The following is a 21295-nucleotide window of genomic DNA, read 5'->3' as shown; positions in this document are numbered from 1 at the left end:
AGAGATCGTTCGGTCCTGCTGGAGGCTCAGCGCATGAAAACCCTTGGCCTCATCGGCGGCATGAGCTGGGAATCGACGGCGATCTATTATCGCCTGCTCAACGAGATCGTGCGCGAGCGGCTGAGCGGGCTGCATTCGGCAAAGCTGTTGCTCTATTCCTTCGACTTCGCCGAAATCGCCGACCGGCAGCATCATGGCGACTGGGACAGTGCGGGCGTGCTGCTGGCGGATGCGGCGCGCAAGCTGGAGGCGGGCGGCGCAGAGGGGCTTTTGATCTGCACCAACACCATGCACAAGCTCGCCGACCGGGTGCAGGCGGCGGTGTCGATCCCGCTTATCCACATTGCCGACGCCACGGCCGTCGCGGTCAAGGGCGCCGGCGTCAAGCGGCCGGTGCTGCTGGCGACCCGCTTCACCATGGAGCAGGATTTCTACAAGGGCCGGCTGACGGAGAAATACGGGCTGCAGCCCGTGGTGCCGGACCAGGCCGGGCGCGACATGGTGCACCAGGTAATCTACGACGAGCTCTGCCGGGGCATCGTCAACGCGGCATCGAAGGCGGCCTATATCGACGAGGTCGCCCGTCTGCGGCGCGATGAGAAGATCGATGGCGTCATCATGGGCTGCACCGAGATCACCATGCTGATTGGCGAGCGCGATTTCGACATTCCGGTGTTCGACACCACGCGCATCCATGCCGAGGCGGCGGTCGCATTCATGCTGCCCTGAAGGGCCAAAACAGAGATCAGGGCTGGGCGGCCACGGCGACATTGCCGCTGCCGACAACTTTCAGCTTCCATCGATCTGCTTCCGTGCCGGCCAGATTGAGGTGCCTGGTCAGGAAATAAAGGCGATCGGTGTCGGGGCCTTTGGCTGTGCAAAACCGGTCCTGCAGATAGGAGGGAGGCGTCGCCTGATAATACAGGTTGGCCACGATGCTGGCCGGACGCGCGCGCGGCCTAAACAGCCTTCCGCTCCTTAACGAATTGCGTGCCAAAACTGCCGCGCGCTTGACTTCTTTTTGCAGCGACATTCAATACATCCGGCATTGCTGTGAGGGGATGAAAGCAAGATGGAATTTGCGTTTCCGTGGCCGACCAGCCAGGGCGAATGGCTGGCTTGGTCCAGCGCCGTCGTCACCTTGGCGCTCGGTCTGCTGTTTTTCCTCGCGCCAGGGCTGGCATTTCGGATTCTGCGGCTGCAGGTCCGGCCCGAAAGGGGAGCGGCAATCGCGGAAGGGCGCGGCCGGATGTCGGGCTTCTATCTCGGCGTCAGCCTGTGCTGCATTCTGTTGGCGCAGCCGTGGCTCTATATGGCACTCGGCTTTTCCTGGCTGTTCACCGCTTTTGGCCGTTTGCTGTCGATGATGTCGGACGGCGCCAACACGCCTTTCAACTGGGCGTCGATCGTCGTCGAACTCGTCCTGGCCGCGTTGCCTCTTGCCTTCGTCTTCGGCTTTCTGCCCTGAATCGGCAGCCAATCCAAAGGCTTCAGTTGAACTCTGCGGCCGGATGCGACAATAGTGCCCGAAAAGCATGCGGGACGACGCATTGCGGTCTTAAAATGCCTGTGCTAGACGGCAATCGACTTTCGGCCGGGGATAGCGGAAGCCGCGCCTCCGTGCTTGGAAAAACTTAGTAAGGTCAAAGATTTAGCCAGAGTTTTTGCTCGCGCCAACAATCTGCGGCCCCTCAGACAAGAGAAAAGACGGTCCGTGGCTCAATCGTCATCGCCAATCTCGGGTGTCGCAGAACGCTACGCGGGTTCGCTGTTCGAACTTGCGCGGCAGTCGAATTCGGTGGCCAAGGTCGAGGCCGACCTCAACAGTTTCGCCAGGATGCTGGATGACAGCGCCGACCTGACGCGCCTCATCAACAGCCCGGTGTTCTCCAGCGAGGACCAGGCCAAGGCAATCGCGTCGATCGCCGACAAGGCCGGCATCACTGGCCTGACCGGCAATTTCCTGCGCGTCGTCGCCCGCAACCGCCGGCTCTTCGCGGTGCCCGGCATGATCAAGGCATTTCGCCGGATCTCTGCCGAACAGCGCGGTGAGACATCAGCCGAGGTCACTTCGGCGCATGAACTGACGGCTGCCCAGCAGACGGAACTCAAGGCCGCGCTGAAAAGCGTCGCCGGCAAGGACGTGGCCATCACTGTTACCGTCGATCCGTCGCTGCTCGGCGGGCTGGTGGTCAAGATGGGCTCGCGCCAGATCGATACGTCGCTCAAAACCAAACTCAATTCGCTCAAGCTTGCACTGAAAGAGGTCGGCTGATGGACATCCGCGCCGCGGAAATTTCCGCAATTCTCAAAGACCAGATCAAGAATTTCGGCAAGGAGGCCGAGGTCTCCGAAGTCGGCCAGGTGCTGTCCGTCGGTGACGGTATCGCTCGCGTCTACGGCCTCGACAATGTCCAGGCCGGCGAAATGGTCGAGTTCCCCGGCGGCATCCGCGGCATGGCGCTCAACCTCGAAGCCGACAATGTCGGCGTCGTCATCTTCGGCGCCGACCGCGACATCAAGGAAGGCGACATCGTCAAGCGCACCGGCGCCATCGTCGATACGCCTGTCGGCATGGGCCTGCTCGGCCGCGTCGTCGACGCGCTAGGCAATCCGATCGACGGCAAGGGCCCGATCAAGGCGACCGAACGCAAGCGCGTCGACGTCAAGGCGCCAGGCATCATCCCGCGCAAGTCGGTCAACGAGCCGATGTCGACCGGCCTCAAGGCCATCGATGCGCTGATCCCCGTTGGCCGCGGCCAGCGCGAGCTGGTCATCGGCGATCGCCAGACCGGCAAGACCGCGATCATCCTCGACACGATGCTCAACCAGAAGGCCGTGCACGACAACGGGCCGGAAAAGGAAAAGCTCTACTGCGTCTACGTCGCCATCGGGCAGAAGCGCTCGACGGTCGCGCAGTTCGTGAAGGTTCTCGAAGAGCGCGGCGCCCTTGAATATTCGATCATCGTCGCCGCCACAGCTTCCGATCCGGCGCCGATGCAGTTCCTGGCGCCGTTCACCGGCGCCACCATGGGCGAATATTTCCGCGACAACGGCATGCATGCGCTGATCAGCTATGACGATCTGTCGAAGCAGGCCGTCGCCTATCGCCAGATGTCGCTCTTGCTACGCCGCCCGCCGGGTCGCGAAGCCTATCCGGGCGACGTGTTCTACCTGCATTCGCGCCTGCTCGAGCGCGCCGCCAAGCTCAACGACGATCTGGGTGGCGGTTCGCTGACCGCGCTGCCGATCATCGAGACGCAGGCCAACGACGTGTCGGCCTACATCCCGACCAACGTGATCTCGATCACCGACGGCCAGATCTTCCTCGAAACCAACCTGTTCTTCCAGGGCATCCGTCCGGCGGTCAACGTCGGCCTGTCGGTGTCGCGCGTCGGTTCGTCGGCGCAAATCAAGGCGATGAAGCAGGTCGCCGGCTCGATCAAGGGCGAGCTCGCGCAGTACCGCGAAATGGCTGCGTTCGCGCAGTTCGGCTCCGATCTCGACGCCGCCACGCAGCGCCTGCTCAACCGCGGCTCGCGCCTGACCGAACTGTTGAAGCAGCCGCAGTTCTCGCCCCTCAAGGTCGAGGAGCAGGTCACGGTGATCTTCGCCGGCGTCAACGGCTATCTCGACAAGCTGGCGCTGAACCAGGTCGGCAAGTTCGAGCACGGCCTGCTCAGCCATATGCGCTCGGCCGGCAAGGACGTGCTGGACGGCATCCGCAAGGAAAAGGCGCTGTCGGACGATCTGCGCGCCAAGCTGAAGGCCGAGATCGACGCCTTCGCCAAGACCTTCGCTTGAGAAGAAGCCGGACGCTCGGGATCAGGTTTGAAGCATGCCTTCATTAAAAGACCTTCGTAACCGTATCGCCTCGGTCAAGGCGACGCAGAAGATCACCAAGGCGATGCAGATGGTCGCCGCGGCGAAGCTGCGCCGCGCGCAGGAAGCAGCGGAGGCGGCGCGTCCCTATTCCGAGCGGATGGGTGCGGTGCTGGCCAATATCACGCAGGCGATCGGCGGCGGCGGCGATGCCCCGGCGCTGATGACCGGCACCGGCAAGGACGATGTGCATCTGCTCGTCGTCTGCACCGCCGAGCGCGGCCTGTGCGGCGGCTTCAACTCGCAGATCGCACGTCTGGCCCGCGACCATATCCGCCGGCTTCTGGCCGACGGCAAGCAGGTCAAGATCATCTGCGTCGGCAAGAAGGGTTTCGACATTCTGCGCCGAGACTATGCCTCGCTGATCATCGACCGCGTCGACCTGCGCGATGTCAAGAAGCTCGGCTTCGTCAATGCCGATGCGATCGCCCGTAAGATCATCCATCTGTTCGGCGAAGGCGGCTTCGATATCTGCACGCTGTTTTATTCGCAGTTCAAGTCGGTGATCAGCCAGATTCCGACCGCGCAGCAGATCATTCCTGCCGGCGTGGCTTCCGCTCCCGCCGAAGCGACCGCCGGTGGCAATGCCGTCTACGAATACGAGCCGGAGCCGGGCGAGATCCTCACCGACCTCATTCCGCGCAACATCTCGGTCCAGGTCTTCCGCGCGCTGCTCGAAAACGCAGCCGGCGAGATGGGCGCCAAAATGAGCGCCATGGACAATGCAACGCGCAATGCCGGCGACATGATCAACAAACTGTCGATCACCTATAACCGCCAGCGGCAGGCGCAGATCACCAAGGAACTGATCGAAATCATTTCGGGCGCCGAAGCGCTCTAGGCGCGACCGCCAGGAGGTCATCGACCTTCTGATGGAGCGTGAGAAACAAAGGACGAGAAGGGTAAAGACGATGGCGAAAGCAGCGACCCCCGCGAAGACGGCCCCCAAGGCGGCCGCAAAGGCTCCGGCAGCAGCGGCGAAGGCCGCTCCGGCCAAGAAGGCGGCCGCGCCCGCCAAGGCCGCGGCCCCGGCAGTGAAGACGACGAGCGTTGCCGTCAAGAAGACCGGCGCCATCGGCAAGGTTCGCCAGGTCATCGGCGCCGTCGTCGACGTGCAGTTCGGCGATCATCTGCCGGCCATTTTGAACGCCATCGAAACCTCCAATGTCGGCAACCGCCTGGTGCTCGAAGTTGCCCAGCATCTGGGCGAAAACACCGTGCGCTGTATCGCCATGGATTCCACCGAAGGCCTGGTTCGCGGCCAGGACGTCTATGACACCGGCGCGCCGATCACCGTTCCGGTCGGCCCGGGCATGCTCGGCCGCATCATCAACGTCATCGGCGAGCCGGTCGACGAAGAAGGCCCGGTCGACGGCATCGAGATGCGCGCCATCCACCAGCCGGCGCCTACCTATGTCGAACAGTCGACGGAAGCGCAGATCCTGATCACCGGCATCAAGGTGCTCGACCTTCTGGCGCCCTACGCCCGCGGAGGCAAGATCGGCCTGTTCGGCGGCGCCGGCGTCGGCAAGACGGTTCTGATCCAGGAGCTGATCAACAACGTCGCCAAGGCGCATGGCGGCTTCTCGGTCTTCGCCGGCGTCGGCGAGCGCACCCGCGAGGGCAACGATCTTTATCACGAGTTCATCGAGTCCGGCGTCAACAAGAAGGGCGGCGGCGAAGGGTCCAAGGCGGCACTGGTCTATGGCCAGATGAACGAGCCGCCGGGCGCGCGTGCCCGCGTCGGCCTGACCGGCCTGACGGTCGCCGAATATTTCCGCGACCAGGGCCAGGACGTGCTGTTCTTCGTCGACAACATCTTCCGCTTCACGCAGGCCGGTTCTGAAGTGTCGGCGCTGCTCGGCCGTATTCCTTCGGCCGTGGGTTACCAGCCAACGCTGGCCACCGACATGGGTGCGCTGCAGGAACGCATCACCACAACGACCAAGGGTTCGATCACTTCGGTGCAGGCGATCTACGTGCCGGCCGACGATTTGACAGACCCGGCGCCTGCGACCTCGTTCGCCCACCTGGACGCGACGACCGTGCTCAACCGCGCGATCTCGGAAAAGGGCATCTACCCCGCCGTCGATCCGCTCGACTCGACCTCGCGCATGCTCGATCCGCTGGTCGTCGGCGAGGAGCACTATGCCGTCGCCCGCCAGGTGCAGTCGATCCTCCAGCGCTATAAGTCGCTGCAGGACATTATCGCCATCCTTGGCATGGATGAGCTTTCGGAAGAGGACAAGCAGACGGTGGCCCGCGCCCGCAAGATCGAGCGCTTCCTGTCGCAGCCGTTCTTCGTCGCCGAAGTGTTTACGGGTGCGCCGGGCAAGCTGGTCGACCTCGCCGACACAATCAAGGGCTTCAAGGGCCTCTGCAACGGCGACTACGATCACCTGCCGGAAGCCGCCTTCTACATGGTCGGCGGCATCGACGAAGCGGTCGAGAAGGCTCAGCGCCTGGCGGCTGAAGCAGCGTAATCAAGGCAATAGGGAGTAGTCAGTAGTCAGTAGTGAATAGCGGCCGGGTGATCAGGACAGCTGTCCTCTCCCTACTCCCTACTCACTATTCCCTACTCACTAAATTGACATGGCTGAAGCTTTCAAGTTCGAACTGGTCTCGCCGGAGCGCCTCCTGGTTTCCGAGCAGGTCGAGTCCGTCGTCATTCCAGGCGCCGAAGGTGAAATGACAGTCATGGCGCACCATGCGCCAGTCATGACCACGATCAAGCCGGGCGTCGTCACGCTGAAGACCGCCGGCGGCAAGGAAGAACGCTATGTGGTGTTCGGCGGCTTTGCCGACATCGTCCCTGCCGGCTGCACGCTGCTCGCCGAATCGGCGGTCGCCGTCGGCGATATCGACCGCGCCGATCTCGCCCGCCGCATCCAGGAAGCCAAGGAAGACGCCGCCGACGCCAAGGACGACCAGAGCCGCAGCAAGGCGGAGCAGTTCCTTAGCCAGCTTACCACGCTCGAAGGCGCGCTGCTGCCGGCGTAAGCCGCAGAATGACTGGACGTGATCCGAGGGGTCATGGTCGGGCAAAGGTATGAAACAGGCCGGGCTTAAGCCCGGCTTTTTGTATCCGGGCGACGTCAGGTCACCTGGTCTTTCCCGGTATACCCAGTGCCGCGAGCGCGAGCGCCACCCCGCCTTGCAGGATATGCTCGCGATGAGCGGCAACCAGTTCGATCAGCGTCTGGCGGTCGGGGCTGCCGCTGGCGAAGCCGGCGAGGTCAAACACCGTCACCACCCGTTCCAGCGTCGGCTGCGCTCCGAGCGCCGCCAGTGCCGCGTCGAGCGGATCGGTAAAGTGGGCTTCCGGCAGGTCCTTGCCGCGCGCCTCGCAGGCGGCGATCCAGGCGGCGATCACCAGCGTCAGATGCTCCGGGACCAGGCCGGCCTGGATGCGCTCGATGGCGGTAGCGACAATGCGTTGCGGCAATTTCTGGCTGCCGTCATTGGCGATCTGCGCCGTGCGGTGGGCCAGCGCTGTGTTGGAGAAACGTTCGGCAAGTTCGGCCGTATAGGCTGAGGTGTCGAGCCCGGCATCCCTAGGCAAGGTCGGGATGGCCTCGGCCCAGAGCCGGTCGACGAACGCGCGGATCGCGGGATCCGCGAAGGCGCGGTCGACCGTGACGTGGCCGCTGAGCAGGCCGATATAGGCGATGCCCGAATGGGCGCCGTTGAGCAGCCGAAGCTTCATGTCCTCGAACGGCCGGACATCCTCGACCATGGTGACGCCGAATTTCTCCCAGGCCGGCCGTCCGGCTGGAAACCTGTCCTCAATCACCCATTGCCGGAATGGCTCGGTCATCACCGGCCAGGCGTCCTCGAGGCCGAGTTCGACCGCGATGCGCGCCCGGTCGGCATCGGTGGTTGCCGGCACGATGCGGTCGACCATGCTCGATGGGAATGCAACGTCATCGGCTATATGACCGGCGAGGGCAGCGTCGCCTGAAGCAGCAGCGCCGGCATCGCGCAGTTTTGCAAACCCGACCAGCAGCCGGTGCAGCGTGGCGCCATTGGCCGGCAGGTTGTCGCAGCAAAGCACGGTGAAGGGCGGCGTGCCGGCGGCCCGGCGTCGCACCAGCGCTTCCGCCAGGAATCCATGCGCTGTCCTGGGAGATCCGGGATTGCCCAGATCGTGGACGATATCGGGATGGTTTTCGTCGAGGCTGCCGTCGGCGGCCCTGAGATAGGCCTTTTCGGTGATGGTCAGGGTGACGATGCGGGTGCGCGGGTCGGTCAGCGCGGCCAGCACCGCGCCGGGGTCTTCCGGCGCGACCAGCATCGACTGGATCGAGCCGATAATGTGCAGCGCTTCGCCATCGCTGCCGCGCACCGCCAGCGTGTAGAGCCCGTCCTGTGGCGTCAGCGCATCGCGCGTGTCGGGGCTGCGCAGCGAGACGCCGACAATGCCCCAGCCGGTTTCGCCGGCCGCTAGGCAGTCATCGACATAGGCGGCCTGATGGGCACGGTGGAAGGCTCCAACGCCGAGATGGACGATGCCTGGGGCGACACTGGCGCGATCATAGGCGGGGACGGCGACCGAGGCCGGCAAGGATTGCACTGTTGCGTTGGAAAGGCGTCTGCTGGTCATGGCGCGGCTTGTCGCTGGATGGTGTGCGGGGCGGGATCTGCTAGCGGCGTAACATCCGCTCTTCCGCCGCACAATGACCTGACGCCGGTTAAAAGTCATCATACAACAATCCAGTTTTTGTATGTTGACATTATTTCTTTCCAATCCTACCGATATCGCCCCTGGGAGGAACGACGTGGCGGGACTGACCGATCCGGATCTGCTTTTTGCCGCCGAAGGGCGCGCGCTGTCGATCGCGCGCGATCTCCATGCCGGCATCAAGGACCTGCCGATCATCAGCCCGCACGGCCACACCGATCCGCGTTGGTATGCGCTCAACGAGCCATTCCCCGATCCCGCGCAATTGCTGGTGGTGCCCGACCACTACATTTTCCGTATGCTGTTCAGCCAGGGCGTGCGGCTGGAAGATCTCGGCGTCCCGACCCTCGACGGCTCGCCGGTCGAGACCGATCCCAGGGCGATCTGGCGGCGCTTCGCCGAGCACTATTACCTCTTCCGCGGCACGCCGACGCGGTTGTGGCTCGACCATGTGCTCGAGCATCTGTTCGGCATCGAAGAGCCGCTCAACGCCGACACCGCCGACCGCCACTACGACACCATCGCCGCCCTGCTGCAGCGCGACGATTATCGTCCACGCGCGCTGTTCGAACGCTTCAACATCGAGGTCATCGCGACGACCGAGGGCGCACTCGACGATCTCCAATGGCACAAGACGATCCGCGACAGCGGCTGGCAGGGCCGCGTCGTCACTGCCTACAGGCCGGATGCCGTCGTCGATCCCGACTTCGAAGGATTTTCTGCCAATCTCGATCGCCTGGGCGAGATCGCCGGCTGCGACACCGGCACATGGGCCGGCTATCTGGACGCGCATCGCCAGCGCCGCGCCTTCTTCAAAAGTTTCGGCGCAACCTCGTCGGATCACGGCCATCCGACGGCCGAGACCGCCAATCTTTCCGATGCGGCGGCGGAAGAGCTGTTCAACCGCATCCGCCGCGGCTCGGACGACGAGCGCGAGCGCAAACTGTTTCGCGCCCAGATGCTGACCGAAATGGCCAAGATGAGCCGCGACGACGGGCTGGTCATGCAGATCCATCCCGGCTCATGGCGCAACCACTCGCCTGGTGTTTTCCAAAAATTCGGCCGCGACAAGGGCTTCGATATTCCGACCCGCACCGACTATGCCGCGGCGCTCAAACCCTTGCTCGACTGCGTCGGGCTGGAGCGCGACCTCTCCATCATCCTGTTCACGCTCGACGAGACCAGCTACGCGCGTGAACTGGCGCCGCTTGCCGGCGTCTATCCGGCGCTGAAGCTCGGGCCTGCCTGGTGGTTCCATGACAGTCCGGAAGGCATGCGCCGGTTCCGCGAGATGACCACCGAGACCGCCGGCTTCTACAACACTGTCGGTTTCAACGACGACACCCGCGCCTTTCCATCCATGCCCGCCCGCCACGATGTGGCGCGCCGGGTTGACTGCGCCTTTCTCGCCCGTCTCGTCGCCGAGCACCGGCTGCGTGAGGACGAGGCGCATGAGCTGGCGCGGGAGCTTGCCTACACGCTTGCCAAGAAGGCGTACCGGCTGTGAGCCGGGCGCGTGGAATTTTAAGGGAGGAAGACAGTCATGTTGCATTTTTCAAAACTGATGGCAGCCACATTCGCCTTCGGCTCGCTGATGATCGGCGTTGCCGGCGCCCAGACCGTACTGCGCTCGGCCGACACCCATCCGGACGGGTATCCGACTGTCGAGGCGGTCAAATATCTCGGCGAGCTCATCAAGGAGCGCACCGCCGGCCGCTATTCGGTCGAGGTCTATCATTCGGCGCAGCTCGGCGAGGAAAAGGACACGATCGAGCAGACGCAGACCGGTGTCATCGATCTGAACCGCGTCTCGATGGGTCCGTTCAACGGCATCGTGCCGGAAACCGCGGTGCCGTCGCTGCCCTACATGTTCCGTTCGGTCGAGCACATGCGCCATGTCATGGACGGGCCGATCGGCGACGAGATCCTCAAGGCCTTCGAGACGCATGATCTGGTCGGCCTTGCCTTCTACGATTCCGGCGCCCGTTCCTTCTACAACACCAAGAAGGACATCACCTCGATCGCCGATCTGAAAGGCATGAAGTTCCGCGTCATCCAGTCCGACGTGTTCGTCGATATGGTCAACGCGCTTGGCGCAAATGCCACGCCGATGGCGTATGGCGAGGTCTATTCGGCGCTCGAAACCGGTGTCATCGACGGCGCCGAGAACAACTGGCCCAGCTTCGAATCCGCCAAGCACTACGAAGTCGCCAAGCACTATACCGTCGACCAGCACCAGATCGTGCCGGAAGTGCTGGTGATGTCGAAATCGAGCTGGGACAGACTGACGCCGGAAGACCAGGCGATCGTCAAGCAGGCGGCCAAGGATAGCGTCGTCAAGATGCGCGAATTGTGGGACGCGCAGGAGAAGAAGTCGCGAGAGATCGTCGAGAAGGCCGGCGTCAAGGTCAGCGAGATCGACAAGCAGCCGCTGATCGATGCGATGAAGCCGGTCTACGACAAGTATCTGAAGACGCCGGAGCTCAAGGACCTCGCGACGCGCATCCAGGCGACCAAGTGATTTTCTGGCGGGGCGGCATGGCGCCGCCCCGCCAATCGCTTTTAGGGGACGGAAAGACCGGGAGGATCGGATGACTGCGGGAACGGCCAGGAGCGGAGCGCCACCGCGCTTCAGCGCGGTGCTTTCGAAGATTTGCGACGGTGCGCTCTATCTCGCGGGCATCGGGATGGTCGCCATGACCGCGCTTGTTGCCTACCAGGTGTTTTCCCGCTTCGTGCTCAACGCGTCACCGAGCTGGACCGAAGTCACCGCCATCATGCTGATGAACTGGTTCATTTTCCTGGGCGCTGCCGTCGGCGTGCGCGAGAATTACCATATGGGCTTCGACGTGCTGCTCTACATCCTGCCCAAGGGCAGCAAGTGGGCGCTGCGCACCCTGTCCGACCTGATCGCGTTCGGCTTCGGCTTCGGCATGGTCTGGTACGGCTGCAAGCTGGTCGGGCTGACCTGGCGGACCATCATCCCGGCGCTCGAACTTCCCGGCGGTTTCGACTATCTGCCGCTGGTTGGCGGCGGCTTTCTGATCAGCCTGTTCTCGGCCGAACGCATCGCGCTGCGCTGGTCCGGCGCCGACATCGACAAGGATATCAATCTCGAAGAAGTGCCGGAAATGCCGGCCGTGCAGGAGGCCTAGATGGAACTCTGGATCCTGTTTGGCGTCTTCACGCTTTTGATGTTTGCCGGCACGCCGATCGCCCTTTGCCTGGGTGCGGCGTCCTTCGCCACCGTGCTTTATCTCGGCCTGCCGCCCCTGGTGGTGTTCCAGCAATTGAAGTCGGGCATGTCGGCGTTCTCGCTGATGGCGATCCCGTTCTTCATCTTTGCCGGCGACCTGATGGTGCGCGGCGGCATCGCGCAGCGCATCGTTTCCTTTGCCGGCTCGCTGGTCGGTCATGTCCGCGGTGGGCTCGGTCAGGTCAACATCATCGCCGCGACGTTGTTCGGCGGCATTTCCGGCTCGGCTGTGGCGGAAGCCGCTGCCGTCGGCGGGCTGATGATCCCGCAGATGAAAGCGCGCGGCTACGGCGCCGACTATGCCGTCAACGTCACCTCAATGGCGGCGCTGATCGCGCTGCTTCTGCCGCCGTCGCAGAACATGATCATCTATTCGATCGCCGGCGGCGGCAAGATTTCGATTGCCGACCTGTTCACCGCCGGCATCCTGCCCGGCCTGCTGTTCGCCGCTTCGCTGATGGTCACCGCCTATTTCGTCGCCCGCAGCCGCGGCTACCCGGTCGAGGCTTTTCCCGGCTTCTCGCGTGTCGGCCAGCTGGCGGTCATCGCCATCCCCGGACTTCTGCTCATCGGCATCATCTTCGGCGGCGTTCGCTCGGGCATTTTCACGGCGACGGAAAGCTCCTGCATCGCCATCATCTACGCCTTGCTGGTCACCGTCTTCGTCTACCGGTCGATGGCCTGGGGCGATTTCGTCCATGCCACAAAGGGCGCGGTGCGCACGACCTCGATGGTGCTGCTGATCATCGGCACGGCGGCCTCGTTCAGCTGGCTGATGGCCTATCTAAAAGTGCCGGTGCTGCTGATCGCAGGCATGAACGCCATTTCCACCGACCCGCTGGTGGTGCTGCTTCTGCTCAACGTCCTGATGCTGCTGCTCGGTACCTTCATGGACATGGGGCCGATGATCATCATCTGCACGCCGATCTTCCTGCCGCTGGTCACCCATTACGGCGTCGACCCCGTGCATTTCGGCGTCATCACCATCCTCAATCTCGGCATTGGGCTCAACACGCCACCGGTCGGCACGGTGCAGTTCGTCGCCTGTGCCGTCGGCAAGATTACGGTCTGGGAAGCGATGCGCTCGATCTGGCCGTTCTATGGCGCGGGCATCGTGGTCCTGGGGCTGGTGACCTATATTCCGGCGATTTCGCTCTGGTTGCCGAGCGTGTTCAAATAGGGCGTCTTCAAATAGACGTCTTCAAACAGGGGTGCGATATGGCATCGGATAGCGCTGTTGATCTCAGGGTCGAGAGAAAACCCAAACTGTCGGAGACCGTCGTCGCAGCGATCCGCAAGCAGCTGCAGGCGGGCGAGATCCTGCCCGGCCACAAATTGCCGACCGAAGGACAACTGACCGAGACCTTCGGCGTCAGCCGCACCGTCATCCGCGAAGCGCTGGCCAAGCTCGCCGCCGACGGGCTGGTCGAGGCGCGCCAGGGCGCAGGCGTGTTCGTCACCGAGCACATCTCAACGATGTTCGGCGCGCTCGCCGCCGACATGGGCAGCAAGGATTCCATCGCGCTCAATGTGCTCGAAGTGCGCCTGGCCGTCGAAATCGAATCGGCCGGGCTCGCCGCCATTCGCCGCAACGCCGCGCAGGAAGCAGCGATCCAGGAAGCGTTCTTCGAATTCGAACGGCTGCTTCTCAACAGCGAGCCGACCGGTCCGGCCGATCTCGCCTTCCACCGGGCAATCGCCAGCGCCACCAACAACCCGTTCTATGTCGAGATGCTCGATGTGCTCGGACGCCGCGCCATTCCTTGCGACGTGACCTCGCCCTGGTCGACCGAACTGGTGCAATCCGACAGCTATCAGCGAGGGCTGCAACGCGAGCATCTGGTGATCCTGAATGCGATCACCTCAGGCGACGCCGAAGCCGCGCGCGAGGCGATGCGCGCTCATCTCACCGCCAGCCAAGAGCGCTACCGCGAGCGGCTGCACGCCCGCCAGGTCTACTACGCCGACTCGGTCAAGGCGTCGGCAACCAAATAGCCATTCATTCAGCTGGAGCAGCAATGACTCAAAGTCACCCGCATACCGATTTCACCTCGCGTTTCGCCATCGACCCGGTCGCCGCTGCTTCCATGGGCACCGACGAACTGCGTCACAATTTCCATATTGACGACCTGTTCCAGCAGGGACGCATCAGCCTGACCTACACCCATTATGACCGCATGATCGTTGGCGGCGCCGTGCCGGAAGGGACAGCGCTGCCGCTGGAGGCGATCAAGCCGACGGGGACCAAGAATTTTCTCGACCGCCGCGAGCTGATCATCGTCAACATCGGCGGCGCCGGCTCGGTGACGGCAAATGGCGAGACCCACCAGTTGCAGGCACGTGACATGCTCTATCTCGGCATGGGCAGGACCGACGTGTCGTTCGCGTCGGCCGACGCGGGCGCACCGGCCAAATTCTACCTGCTCAGCGCGCCGGCGCATCATACCCATCCGAGCCGGCTGATCCGCATTGGCGATGCCAAGCGCCTCGATCTCGGCAGCAAGGAAACCTGCAACGAACGCTCCATCTTCCAGTTCATCCATGCCGATGGCGTCAAGACCTGCCAACTGGTGGTCGGTATGACCCAACTGGCGCCGGGCTCGGTGTGGAACACTATCCCTTGCCATGTGCATGACCGGCGCATGGAGGCCTATCTCTATTTCGACCTGCCGGAGACGGCGCGCGTCTTCCATTTCATGGGCGAGCCGGACGAAACGCGGCATCTGGTGATGGCTAACGAGGAGGCGGTGCTGTCGCCGGGCTGGTCGATCCATTCGGGGGCCGGCACCTCGAACTATGCCTTCATCTGGGCGATGGCCGGCGACAATGTCGACTACACCGATGTCGACCCGGTGCCGCTGGGTGAATTGCGTTGAGCGGCCCTTCCTCCTTCAGCCTGGCCGGCAAGCGTATCCTGGTCACCGGCGCGAACACCGGCATCGGCCAGGGCATCGCCGGCTCGATCGCGCGCGCCGGCGGCACCGTCATCGGTGTCGGCCGCTCGGCGATGGACGACACGGAAAGACAAGTCGCGGAAGCCGGTGGCCAGTTCGAGGCGGTGCGATGCGATCTTGCCGACCATGCGGCCGCCAAGGCGATGCTCGACCAGGTCTGGGAAAAGACCGGCCCGATCGACGGGCTGGTCAACAATGCCGGCATCATCCGCCGCGCCGATGCGGTCGATTTCTCCGAGGCCGACTGGGACGACGTCATCGACGTCAATCTGAAGACGCTATTCTTTCTCAGCCAGGGTTTTGCCAGACACGTGCTGGCCGATCCCGGGCGGCGCGGCAAGATCGTCAACATCGCCTCGGTGCTGAGTTTCCAGGGCGGCATCCGCGTCGCGTCCTATACCGCGTCGAAACATGGCGCGCTCGGCGTGACCCGGCTGCTTGCCTGCGAATGGGCGGCCCAAGGCATCAATGTCAATGCCATTGCGCCCGGCTATATTGAAACCAGCAACACCGAGGCGTTGCGCGCCGATCCCGACCGCAGTGCTGCCATCCTGGCGCGCATTCCGGCGGGACGTTGGGGCGGGCCGGAAGACATAGGCGATGCCGCCGTGTTCCTGCTGGCGCCAGCGTCCGACTATATGCATGGCGCGGTGGTTCCCGTGGACGGCGGCTGGCTGGCGCGATGAGGAGATGGTCATGATTGAAGTCAAGATTTTCGCACAGCCCGGCGAGAGCGCCTGGACGCCGACGCCGGACGGCAACAGGCGGCGCGTTCTCCTGCACACCGACGAACTGATGATGGTCGAGTTCGGTTTCGACAAGGGCGGCGTCGGCGCACTGCATTCGCACCCGCATGTCCAGGCCAGCTATGTCGCCGAAGGTCGCTTCGAGGTGACCATCGACGGCCGCACCGCGACCATCGAGACCGGCGGCAGCTTCATCGTGCCGTCCAATCTGGTGCACGGCGTCAAGGCGCTGGAGGCCGGGCGCCTGGTCGACAGCTTTACCCCGCACCGCGCCGATTTCCTGGCCTGAACCTTTTTCGGCAATTCCAGAAACAGGAAACCCGCGCCTCCTGGGGAGGCGCGGGCCGTTGCCTGTGCGCTCGTGGCGCAGCGGTACTCGAAACATCGCCGCAGGGTTGGACGGTGCCGCAACATGGTGAAGATAGGTTTAACGATGCCAATCAGGTCGATCGCCGGTGGGGTGTTGCTGCTGCTTGTTGTGGTCGCGCAGGGGCTGCGCTAATCGTTCTGTCCACGCCGCTGCTTCGGGCGGCCGATCGCAAAAACATCAGTGATGCAGATATCGACGACAAGCGTGCCGACGCACGATCCCAAACGGCGCGTCCTCAAGGACGTGTTCGGTTTCGACGATTTCCGTCCCGGACAGGCCGCGGTGATGGAGGCGCTGCTTGGCGGCCGCCATGTGCTGGCCGTCATGCCAACGGGTGCCGGCAAATCGCTGTGCTACCAGGTTCCGGCGCTGGTCAAGGGTGGGCTGACCATTGTCGTTTCGCCGCTGGTGGCGCTGATGCAGGATCAGGTCGCGGCACTGCGCCTCGCCGGCGTCGCCGCCGATACGATCAATTCCTCGATCGACCGTGATGCCAATGTCGCGGCATGGCGCCGCGTCGCGTCGGGCCAGACGCGGCTGCTCTACCTCGCGCCGGAACGGCTGATGACCGAGCGGATGCTGGATGCGCTTGCCAGGCTCGATGTCAGCCTGATCGCCATCGACGAGGCGCATTGCATTTCGCAGTGGGGGCCGGCGTTCCGGCGCGAATATGAAGACCTGTCGCAGCTGCGTGGCATCTTTCCCGACGTACCGATCATTGCGGTGACGGCGACGGCGGACGAGACGACGCGGGCAGACATCGAGAGACGGCTGTTTGGCGGGCGTGTCGAAACGCAGGTGCTTGGCTTCGACCGGCCCAACATCAAGCTTGCCATCGAGCCCAAGCAGGACAGCAAGCGGCAGTTGCTCAACTTCATCGAGCGCCATCAGGGGCGCAGCGGCATCGTCTACTGCCTGTCGCGCAAGAAGACCGAAGAGATGGCGGCATTCCTCGAAAAGAACGGCGTGACCGCGCTCGCCTATCACGCCGGGATGAGCAAGGAGGCGCGTGATGCCAACCAGAACGCCTTCATGACGCTGTCGGGCGTCGTCATGGTGGCGACCATCGCCTTCGGCATGGGGATCGACAAGCCTGATGTCGCCTATGTCTTCCACACCGACCTGCCGGGCAGCCTCGAAGCCTATTACCAGGAAATCGGCCGCGCCGGTCGCGACGGCCGGGCGGCGGAGGCGCATATGCTTTACGGCCTTGGCGACATCCGCATGCGCCGCATGTTCATCGACGACGAGGACGCCGCTGTCGAACACAAGCGTCGCTCGCATGGCCGGCTCGATACGCTGATCGGCTATTGCGAGACGGCCGAGTGCCGCCGCCAGGTGCTGCTCGGTTATTTCGGTGAAGAGGCGGTCCCTTGCGGCAATTGCGACAATTGCCTGGAACAGGCGCCGCGCGCCGACGGCACCGCCGAGGCGCGCCTCATCCTGGCGGCGGTGGCGCAGAGCGGCGAGCGCTTCGGCGCCGGCCATGTCATCGACATCCTGATCGGCCACGAGACTGAAAAGATCGCGGCAAGGGGGCATCACAGGCTGGCAGCCTTCGGCAATGGCGCCGCGCACAAGAAGGATTTTTGGCAATCTATGATTCGCCAGCTGGTCGCGAACGGTTTCCTGATGCCGGACCCGGCCGGCCATGGCGGGTTGGCCATCGCGGACAAGGGCCACGCACTCGGCCGGGGCGAGGTGCCGTTCCAGTATCGGGTCGAGATGCGCACGCGCGCCGCGCGCCGCGCGGCTCGTGCCGGGCAGAGCCCTCAGAGCGAAAATGTCGATGCGTCGCTGCTCGCGGCGCTCAAGACGGTGCGGCTGCGGCTGGCCAAGGAACGCCAGGTGCCGGCCTATGTGGTGTTTTCGGATCGTACACTGATCGACATGGCCGAGCGTCGTCCGCAAGACCTCGACGATTTTGCCGAAGTGAATGGCGTCGGCGCCGCCAAACTCAAGGAGTTCGGCAAGGCTTTTGTGAGCGCCATTGCCGCGCACCTTTCCGAGACGCCAGGCTGAAAGGGTTTTGCTGGACCAAAGCCCGATCCGGCATCAGTACGCCTTCAACTTGCCCGCCCGCTTATCCTTTCATTTTGGCGCTACCCTGCCGTAGGGGAATGGCCTTCTAAATTGTATGGAACCGTGACGACAACACACATTCCTGAATCTATGCGGTCGATTCTTCGGATGTAGCCGTGACTATGGAAACCCGCTGTTGCGCGCGGATGGCGGTTTTCTCGGCCTTGGAGACGCTACCTCGGCAGCCGCTATCCGCTGACCCGAATGGTATGATTCAGACCATCTTTGTTGTTGAAAACCCGCTTTCGACGGGAGTATAAAACTCGAGGTTACCATTGCTTTTCGTATAGAGGCTGTGGTGGAAACGTGGGTCCAATCCGCAAAGCATTGCCTTGCGTGGAAGTGGTCGAAGCCGGCGGCGGATGGTCCGTTCCTGTGGCCAAGGAAGACCAGGAAATTACCCGATCATTCGTGATTGAACCGTTTGCGCTGTCCTATGCTGAGGGCCAGCGGATACGCCTGCATCTCGACAAGTTCGTTCGTCTGTAGAGAGGCTAAGCCCGATGAAAGACCGGTGGGAACCTGACCACCAGTTCATTGAAAGCGCCCGCCGTAGCCAGCTCCGAGCGGAGAGCCAACTGGACTCCCTGCAATCGACCATCGCCGAAACGCGACGCGTCCTAGAGGCTTCACGGAAGCTCTTGGAAAAGATAGGGAATGGCCGGTGCAGGTTGGGCATGCTTGTGGGGCTTCACCGCACCGGCCACTGCGGGAAGATATGAGGCCCCCCCCGCGCCGCCTAAGATATAGGCATATTAGCAATCGCGCAATTAACCCTATTGCGCTACCCAGCCGTAGAGGCAAGGAAATCGGAGAAGTTGGTGCCGGTTAACCGCCAGCACGCGAGCAAGTCATTCTGAAAGCATGAAAAACGCGATTTTGCTCGTGCCAATTGAGCGTCTGAAATCTAGTTCCTCCTGCCGATTATCCCTAAGTTAACTGGAATACTTATATCCCCGAAGGGTTGCGAATCAGTCGATTGTCAAGCGCATGCCATGGAGCAAGCAAGGGATCGATTTGAGCAGAAGGGCCGCAGCGGTCGAAGCGCGCTGGGAAATCCGAGCGGCTTCGGCAATTGTCCGCTCTGGCTCGCCCGCTACAACTCGACTCGCGCAGTGTGGACGGAATCACCGGCCATGTGGACGAGAACAATCTGGCGATGTCGTTCACCGAGTTTCGTTCGCGCTACAGCCTCTAAGGGCAAGGTAATCAAGGCGCTCGGATCGCCGCCTCAGGCGGCTTCGCGTTCGGCCTGCGCAGTCAGGTCCGGCTCCCGGCGGCTGTACTGCCGCGGCGAACAGCCCATGACGCGCTTGAATGCCGTGCTGAAGGCGCTTTCGGATTCGTAGCCGAGCGCCAGCGCGATGACGGAAACCGGATCGCCGGAATGCATCAGCCTGTCGCCGGCCAGCATCATGCGCCAGCGCGTCAGATAATCCAGGGGTGAGGCCCCGACCGTCTGCTTGAATCTGAGCGCAAAAGTCGATCGCGACATGCCGGCGCGCTCCGCCAGTTGCTGCAATGTCCAGCCATGCGCCGGGTCCTCGTGCATGGCGCCGATCGCCGCGCCGATCTGCCTGTCGGTGAGTGCGAACAGCCAGCCGACATTGCCTTGCGCGGTCATATGCAGGCGCAAGGCCTCGATCAGGATCATGTGGGCGAGGTGCTCGACGATGAGAAAGCCGCCGGGACGCCGCTGGCGCAATTCCTGCATCATCCGCTCCACCGGCCAGCGAAGCGCCGAATGGTCGCTCTCGCCGCGGATGTGGACGATGGGCGGCAGCATCCGCAAGAGGATGCCGGCATGGTCGCCGGACAGCGTGAAGCGACTGCTGACCAGGAGGAAATCGCCGCCGCCATTATGGACGGTGATGCCGCCGGTCCGCGCCGGTGAAAAGATCGTTCGCGCATCGACCGTCGGCAGGCCGAGATCGCTGGCAAGGCGGAAAGGCCGGCCGCGCGGCAACAGGAAGCAGTCGCCCACGTCCAGCCGCACCGCGTCAGGGACGCCCTCGACCGACAGCCAGCATCGGCCGGACACCACGGCGCCGCATTTGATGGCGGCCTGCTGGTCAGGAAACTGGATCGCCCAGTCGCCACCGGTTTCCAGCCCAGCCGACAGGTAATTGCGCGGCTTCAGTAGCGACAGCACGTCTGACAGCGGATCCATGAGCGTTCTCGGACGATTGCGAAGATATCTCGGATTTTACAGTATAGATCGTATGATCTCAAACTTCTATCTCCTTCGCAACGGGCTGGCTGTACGGCGTTCGACAAAAACCAAGGAGAAATCATCATGCGTGTGTTCGTTACCGGGGCTACCGGTTTTGTCGGTTCGGCTGTTGTGCGGGAATTGCTCGGGGCGGGCCATCAGGTGCTTGGCCTCGCGCGGTCGGAAGCAGGTGCGGAGTCGATCGTGGCCGCGGGTGCCGAGGCGCATCGCGGCGATATCGAGGATTTCGACAGCCTGCGCAGCGGCGCTACCCAATCGGATGGCGTCATCCACACGGCCTTCAACCACGACTTTTCGAGATTCGCCGCCAGTTGCGCAGTTGACCAGCGCGCCATCGAAACGCTCGGCGCGGCGCTCGAGGGTTCCGAGCGGCCGCTGCTTGTCACCTCCGGCCTCGCCGGTTTTGCGCAGGGAAGGCCGGCAACCGAAGACGACAAACCCGCGCCTCCATCGGCCGCCATGCCGCGCGCTTCGGAAGCAACGGCCGTGGCGCTCGCAGCGCGCGGGGTGCGCGCATCGACGGTGCGGCTGGCGCCGACCGTCCATGGCGAGGGCGATCACGGTTTCGTGCCGATGCTGATTGCCATTGCGCGTGAAAAGGGCGTCTCGGCCTATGTTGGCGACGGCGCAAATCGCTGGGCGGCGGTGCACCGGTTCGACGCCGCCACCCTGTACAGGCTGGCGGTGGAGAAGGGGGCGGGCGGCGTCAGCTATCATGCGGTTGCCGAACAGGGCGTGGCGAGCAAAGAGATCGCCGAGATCATCGGCCGCCGGCTCGGCCTGCCGGTCGCTTCCATAGGCCCCGAGGACGCGGCTGCGCATTTCGGCTTTCTCGGGCATTTCATCGGCAGGGACTTGTCGGCGTCAAGTGAGCAGACCCGCACTGCGCTGGGATGGCAGCCGACCGGGCCGGGGCTCATCGCCGATCTCGATCGTGCCCGCTATTTCGAGGCCTGATCAGGCCGGCCAGTCGCGTTGCATTGCACGACCGACAGCCTGGCGATCAGCGGCAGTGCCAGCAACACGGCCAGACGCAGCCCGCCGAGCGGGCAGCACCGTCGTGCTGCTGGAACCGCCGCCACATCTGTATG

21 protein-coding genes are annotated in these 21295 nt (G+C 63.4%); 18 read left to right on the top strand and 3 right to left on the bottom strand.

Translation table 11 applies throughout. From position 1 onward, the window contains the following. The first annotated feature begins 33 nt into the window (after positions 1–33). Positions 34–729 carry an aspartate/glutamate racemase family protein gene (locus tag NLY36_RS13720; RefSeq protein ID WP_023736846.1) on the top strand — a complete coding sequence of 232 codons (696 nt, stop codon included), beginning with the start codon at positions 34–36 and terminating at the stop codon, positions 727–729. A gap of 16 nt (positions 730–745) precedes the next feature. On the opposite strand, the gene NLY36_RS13715 is transcribed toward NLY36_RS13720, so the two are convergent. Further along, a complete protein-coding gene (locus tag NLY36_RS13715) occupies positions 746–1033 on the bottom strand; it encodes a hypothetical protein (protein WP_023736847.1) in 288 nt (95 codons plus the stop codon). A gap of 39 nt (positions 1034–1072) precedes the next feature. On the opposite strand from NLY36_RS13715, the gene NLY36_RS13710 reads away from it, so the two are divergent. From NLY36_RS13710 to NLY36_RS13685, 6 genes are all read left to right on the top strand, one after another. Beyond that, positions 1073–1468 carry an AGROH133_08824 family phage infection protein gene (locus NLY36_RS13710; RefSeq protein ID WP_023736848.1) on the top strand — a complete coding sequence of 132 codons (396 nt, stop codon included), beginning with the start codon at positions 1073–1075 and terminating at the stop codon, positions 1466–1468. 246 nt (positions 1469–1714) lie between these two features. Continuing rightward, positions 1715–2275, top strand: a complete 561-nt coding sequence (locus tag NLY36_RS13705) for a F0F1 ATP synthase subunit delta (RefSeq protein ID WP_023736849.1) — start codon at positions 1715–1717, stop codon at positions 2273–2275. Beyond that, positions 2275–3804 carry a F0F1 ATP synthase subunit alpha gene (gene atpA, locus NLY36_RS13700; RefSeq protein ID WP_023684101.1) on the top strand — a complete coding sequence of 510 codons (1530 nt, stop codon included), beginning with the start codon at positions 2275–2277 and terminating at the stop codon, positions 3802–3804. The genes NLY36_RS13705 and atpA overlap by 1 nt, the downstream gene beginning before the upstream one ends. A gap of 34 nt (positions 3805–3838) precedes the next feature. Next, positions 3839–4723, top strand: coding sequence for a F0F1 ATP synthase subunit gamma (locus tag NLY36_RS13695; protein WP_023668672.1), 885 nt, complete (start codon positions 3839–3841; stop codon positions 4721–4723). 70 nt (positions 4724–4793) lie between these two features. After that, positions 4794–6365: a F0F1 ATP synthase subunit beta gene (gene atpD, locus NLY36_RS13690; RefSeq protein ID WP_023698224.1), complete on the top strand. Its 1572-nt coding sequence runs from the start codon at positions 4794–4796 to the stop codon at positions 6363–6365. A gap of 109 nt (positions 6366–6474) precedes the next feature. Continuing rightward, on the top strand, positions 6475–6882 hold the full coding sequence (locus NLY36_RS13685) for a F0F1 ATP synthase subunit epsilon (protein ID WP_023668674.1): 408 nt from the start codon (positions 6475–6477) through the stop codon (positions 6880–6882). Between the two features lie 100 nt (positions 6883–6982). On the opposite strand, the gene NLY36_RS13680 is transcribed toward NLY36_RS13685, so the two are convergent. After that, entirely contained in the window at positions 6983–8485 is a 1503-nt protein-coding gene (locus NLY36_RS13680) for a mannitol dehydrogenase family protein (protein WP_023732974.1), read from the bottom strand. Between the two features lie 175 nt (positions 8486–8660). On the opposite strand from NLY36_RS13680, the gene uxaC reads away from it, so the two are divergent. The 10 genes from uxaC (at position 8661) to NLY36_RS13630 (ending at position 18460) form a co-directional block, all read left to right on the top strand. After that, complete coding sequence (uxaC, locus tag NLY36_RS13675) at positions 8661–10070, top strand: glucuronate isomerase (protein ID WP_023736850.1); 1410 nt, start codon at positions 8661–8663, stop codon at positions 10068–10070. A 36-nt stretch (positions 10071–10106) separates the two neighbouring features. After that, positions 10107–11084, top strand: coding sequence for a TRAP transporter substrate-binding protein (locus NLY36_RS13670; RefSeq protein ID WP_023684104.1), 978 nt, complete (start codon positions 10107–10109; stop codon positions 11082–11084). 70 nt (positions 11085–11154) lie between these two features. Continuing rightward, the gene (locus NLY36_RS13665; protein ID WP_023736851.1) at positions 11155–11718 is read left to right on the top strand and encodes a TRAP transporter small permease; all 564 of its coding nucleotides are present in this window, start codon (positions 11155–11157) and stop codon (positions 11716–11718) included. Next, a complete protein-coding gene (locus tag NLY36_RS13660) occupies positions 11719–12999 on the top strand; it encodes a TRAP transporter large permease (protein WP_023736852.1) in 1281 nt (426 codons plus the stop codon). A gap of 38 nt (positions 13000–13037) precedes the next feature. Further along, positions 13038–13814 (top strand): FadR/GntR family transcriptional regulator, encoded by a 777-nt coding sequence (locus tag NLY36_RS13655; RefSeq protein WP_023700229.1) that lies wholly within the window; start codon positions 13038–13040, stop codon positions 13812–13814. Between the two features lie 23 nt (positions 13815–13837). After that, positions 13838–14695: a 5-dehydro-4-deoxy-D-glucuronate isomerase gene (gene kduI / locus NLY36_RS13650; RefSeq protein WP_023728681.1), complete on the top strand. Its 858-nt coding sequence runs from the start codon at positions 13838–13840 to the stop codon at positions 14693–14695. Next, entirely contained in the window at positions 14692–15459 is a 768-nt protein-coding gene (kduD, locus tag NLY36_RS13645) for a 2-dehydro-3-deoxy-D-gluconate 5-dehydrogenase KduD (protein ID WP_023736853.1), read from the top strand. Before kduI ends, kduD begins: the two co-directional genes overlap by 4 nt. Before the next feature lie 10 nt (positions 15460–15469). Next, positions 15470–15808 carry a cupin domain-containing protein gene (locus NLY36_RS13640; protein ID WP_023698219.1) on the top strand — a complete coding sequence of 113 codons (339 nt, stop codon included), beginning with the start codon at positions 15470–15472 and terminating at the stop codon, positions 15806–15808. 264 nt (positions 15809–16072) lie between these two features. Further along, the gene (recQ, locus tag NLY36_RS13635) at positions 16073–17911 is read left to right on the top strand and encodes a DNA helicase RecQ (protein ID WP_023684111.1); all 1839 of its coding nucleotides are present in this window, start codon (positions 16073–16075) and stop codon (positions 17909–17911) included. A gap of 396 nt (positions 17912–18307) precedes the next feature. After that, on the top strand, positions 18308–18460 hold the full coding sequence (locus NLY36_RS13630) for a hypothetical protein (protein ID WP_023668683.1): 153 nt from the start codon (positions 18308–18310) through the stop codon (positions 18458–18460). 742 nt (positions 18461–19202) lie between these two features. Here NLY36_RS13630 and NLY36_RS13625 read toward each other — a convergent pair. Then, entirely contained in the window at positions 19203–20141 is a 939-nt protein-coding gene (locus tag NLY36_RS13625; RefSeq protein ID WP_023693170.1) for an AraC family transcriptional regulator, read from the bottom strand. A 126-nt stretch (positions 20142–20267) separates the two neighbouring features. Here NLY36_RS13625 and NLY36_RS13620 point away from each other — a divergent pair, with 126 nt between their 5' ends. After that, on the top strand, positions 20268–21161 hold the full coding sequence (locus NLY36_RS13620) for an SDR family oxidoreductase (protein WP_023698216.1): 894 nt from the start codon (positions 20268–20270) through the stop codon (positions 21159–21161). The last annotated feature ends 134 nt before the right edge of the window (positions 21162–21295 follow it).

Origin of the sequence: Mesorhizobium sp. C399B (assembly GCF_030323185.1) — a bacterium.
In the GTDB taxonomy this organism is placed as follows: domain Bacteria; phylum Pseudomonadota; class Alphaproteobacteria; order Rhizobiales; family Rhizobiaceae; genus Mesorhizobium.
This window is presented reverse-complemented; position numbering and strand designations above follow the sequence as displayed.

Coding starts and splice junctions, on each gene's coding strand:
- NLY36_RS13685 (WP_023668674.1), top strand. CDS start 6,475: ATGGCTGAAGCTTTCAAGTTCGAACTGGTCTCGCCGGAGCGCCTCCTG.
- atpD (WP_023698224.1), top strand. CDS start 4,794: ATGGCGAAAGCAGCGACCCCCGCGAAGACGGCCCCCAAGGCGGCCGCA.
- NLY36_RS13655 (WP_023700229.1), top strand. CDS start 13,038: ATGGCATCGGATAGCGCTGTTGATCTCAGGGTCGAGAGAAAACCCAAA.
- NLY36_RS13680 (WP_023732974.1), bottom strand. CDS start 8,485: ATGACCAGCAGACGCCTTTCCAACGCAACAGTGCAATCCTTGCCGGCC.
- NLY36_RS13695 (WP_023668672.1), top strand. CDS start 3,839: ATGCCTTCATTAAAAGACCTTCGTAACCGTATCGCCTCGGTCAAGGCG.
- NLY36_RS13625 (WP_023693170.1), bottom strand. CDS start 20,141: ATGGATCCGCTGTCAGACGTGCTGTCGCTACTGAAGCCGCGCAATTAC.
- NLY36_RS13665 (WP_023736851.1), top strand. CDS start 11,155: ATGACTGCGGGAACGGCCAGGAGCGGAGCGCCACCGCGCTTCAGCGCG.
- NLY36_RS13715 (WP_023736847.1), bottom strand. CDS start 1,033: ATGTCGCTGCAAAAAGAAGTCAAGCGCGCGGCAGTTTTGGCACGCAAT.
- kduI (WP_023728681.1), top strand. CDS start 13,838: ATGACTCAAAGTCACCCGCATACCGATTTCACCTCGCGTTTCGCCATC.
- NLY36_RS13620 (WP_023698216.1), top strand. CDS start 20,268: ATGCGTGTGTTCGTTACCGGGGCTACCGGTTTTGTCGGTTCGGCTGTT.
- NLY36_RS13640 (WP_023698219.1), top strand. CDS start 15,470: ATGATTGAAGTCAAGATTTTCGCACAGCCCGGCGAGAGCGCCTGGACG.
- recQ (WP_023684111.1), top strand. CDS start 16,073: ATGCAGATATCGACGACAAGCGTGCCGACGCACGATCCCAAACGGCGC.
- NLY36_RS13710 (WP_023736848.1), top strand. CDS start 1,073: ATGGAATTTGCGTTTCCGTGGCCGACCAGCCAGGGCGAATGGCTGGCT.
- NLY36_RS13670 (WP_023684104.1), top strand. CDS start 10,107: ATGTTGCATTTTTCAAAACTGATGGCAGCCACATTCGCCTTCGGCTCG.
- NLY36_RS13720 (WP_023736846.1), top strand. CDS start 34: ATGAAAACCCTTGGCCTCATCGGCGGCATGAGCTGGGAATCGACGGCG.
- NLY36_RS13660 (WP_023736852.1), top strand. CDS start 11,719: ATGGAACTCTGGATCCTGTTTGGCGTCTTCACGCTTTTGATGTTTGCC.
- atpA (WP_023684101.1), top strand. CDS start 2,275: ATGGACATCCGCGCCGCGGAAATTTCCGCAATTCTCAAAGACCAGATC.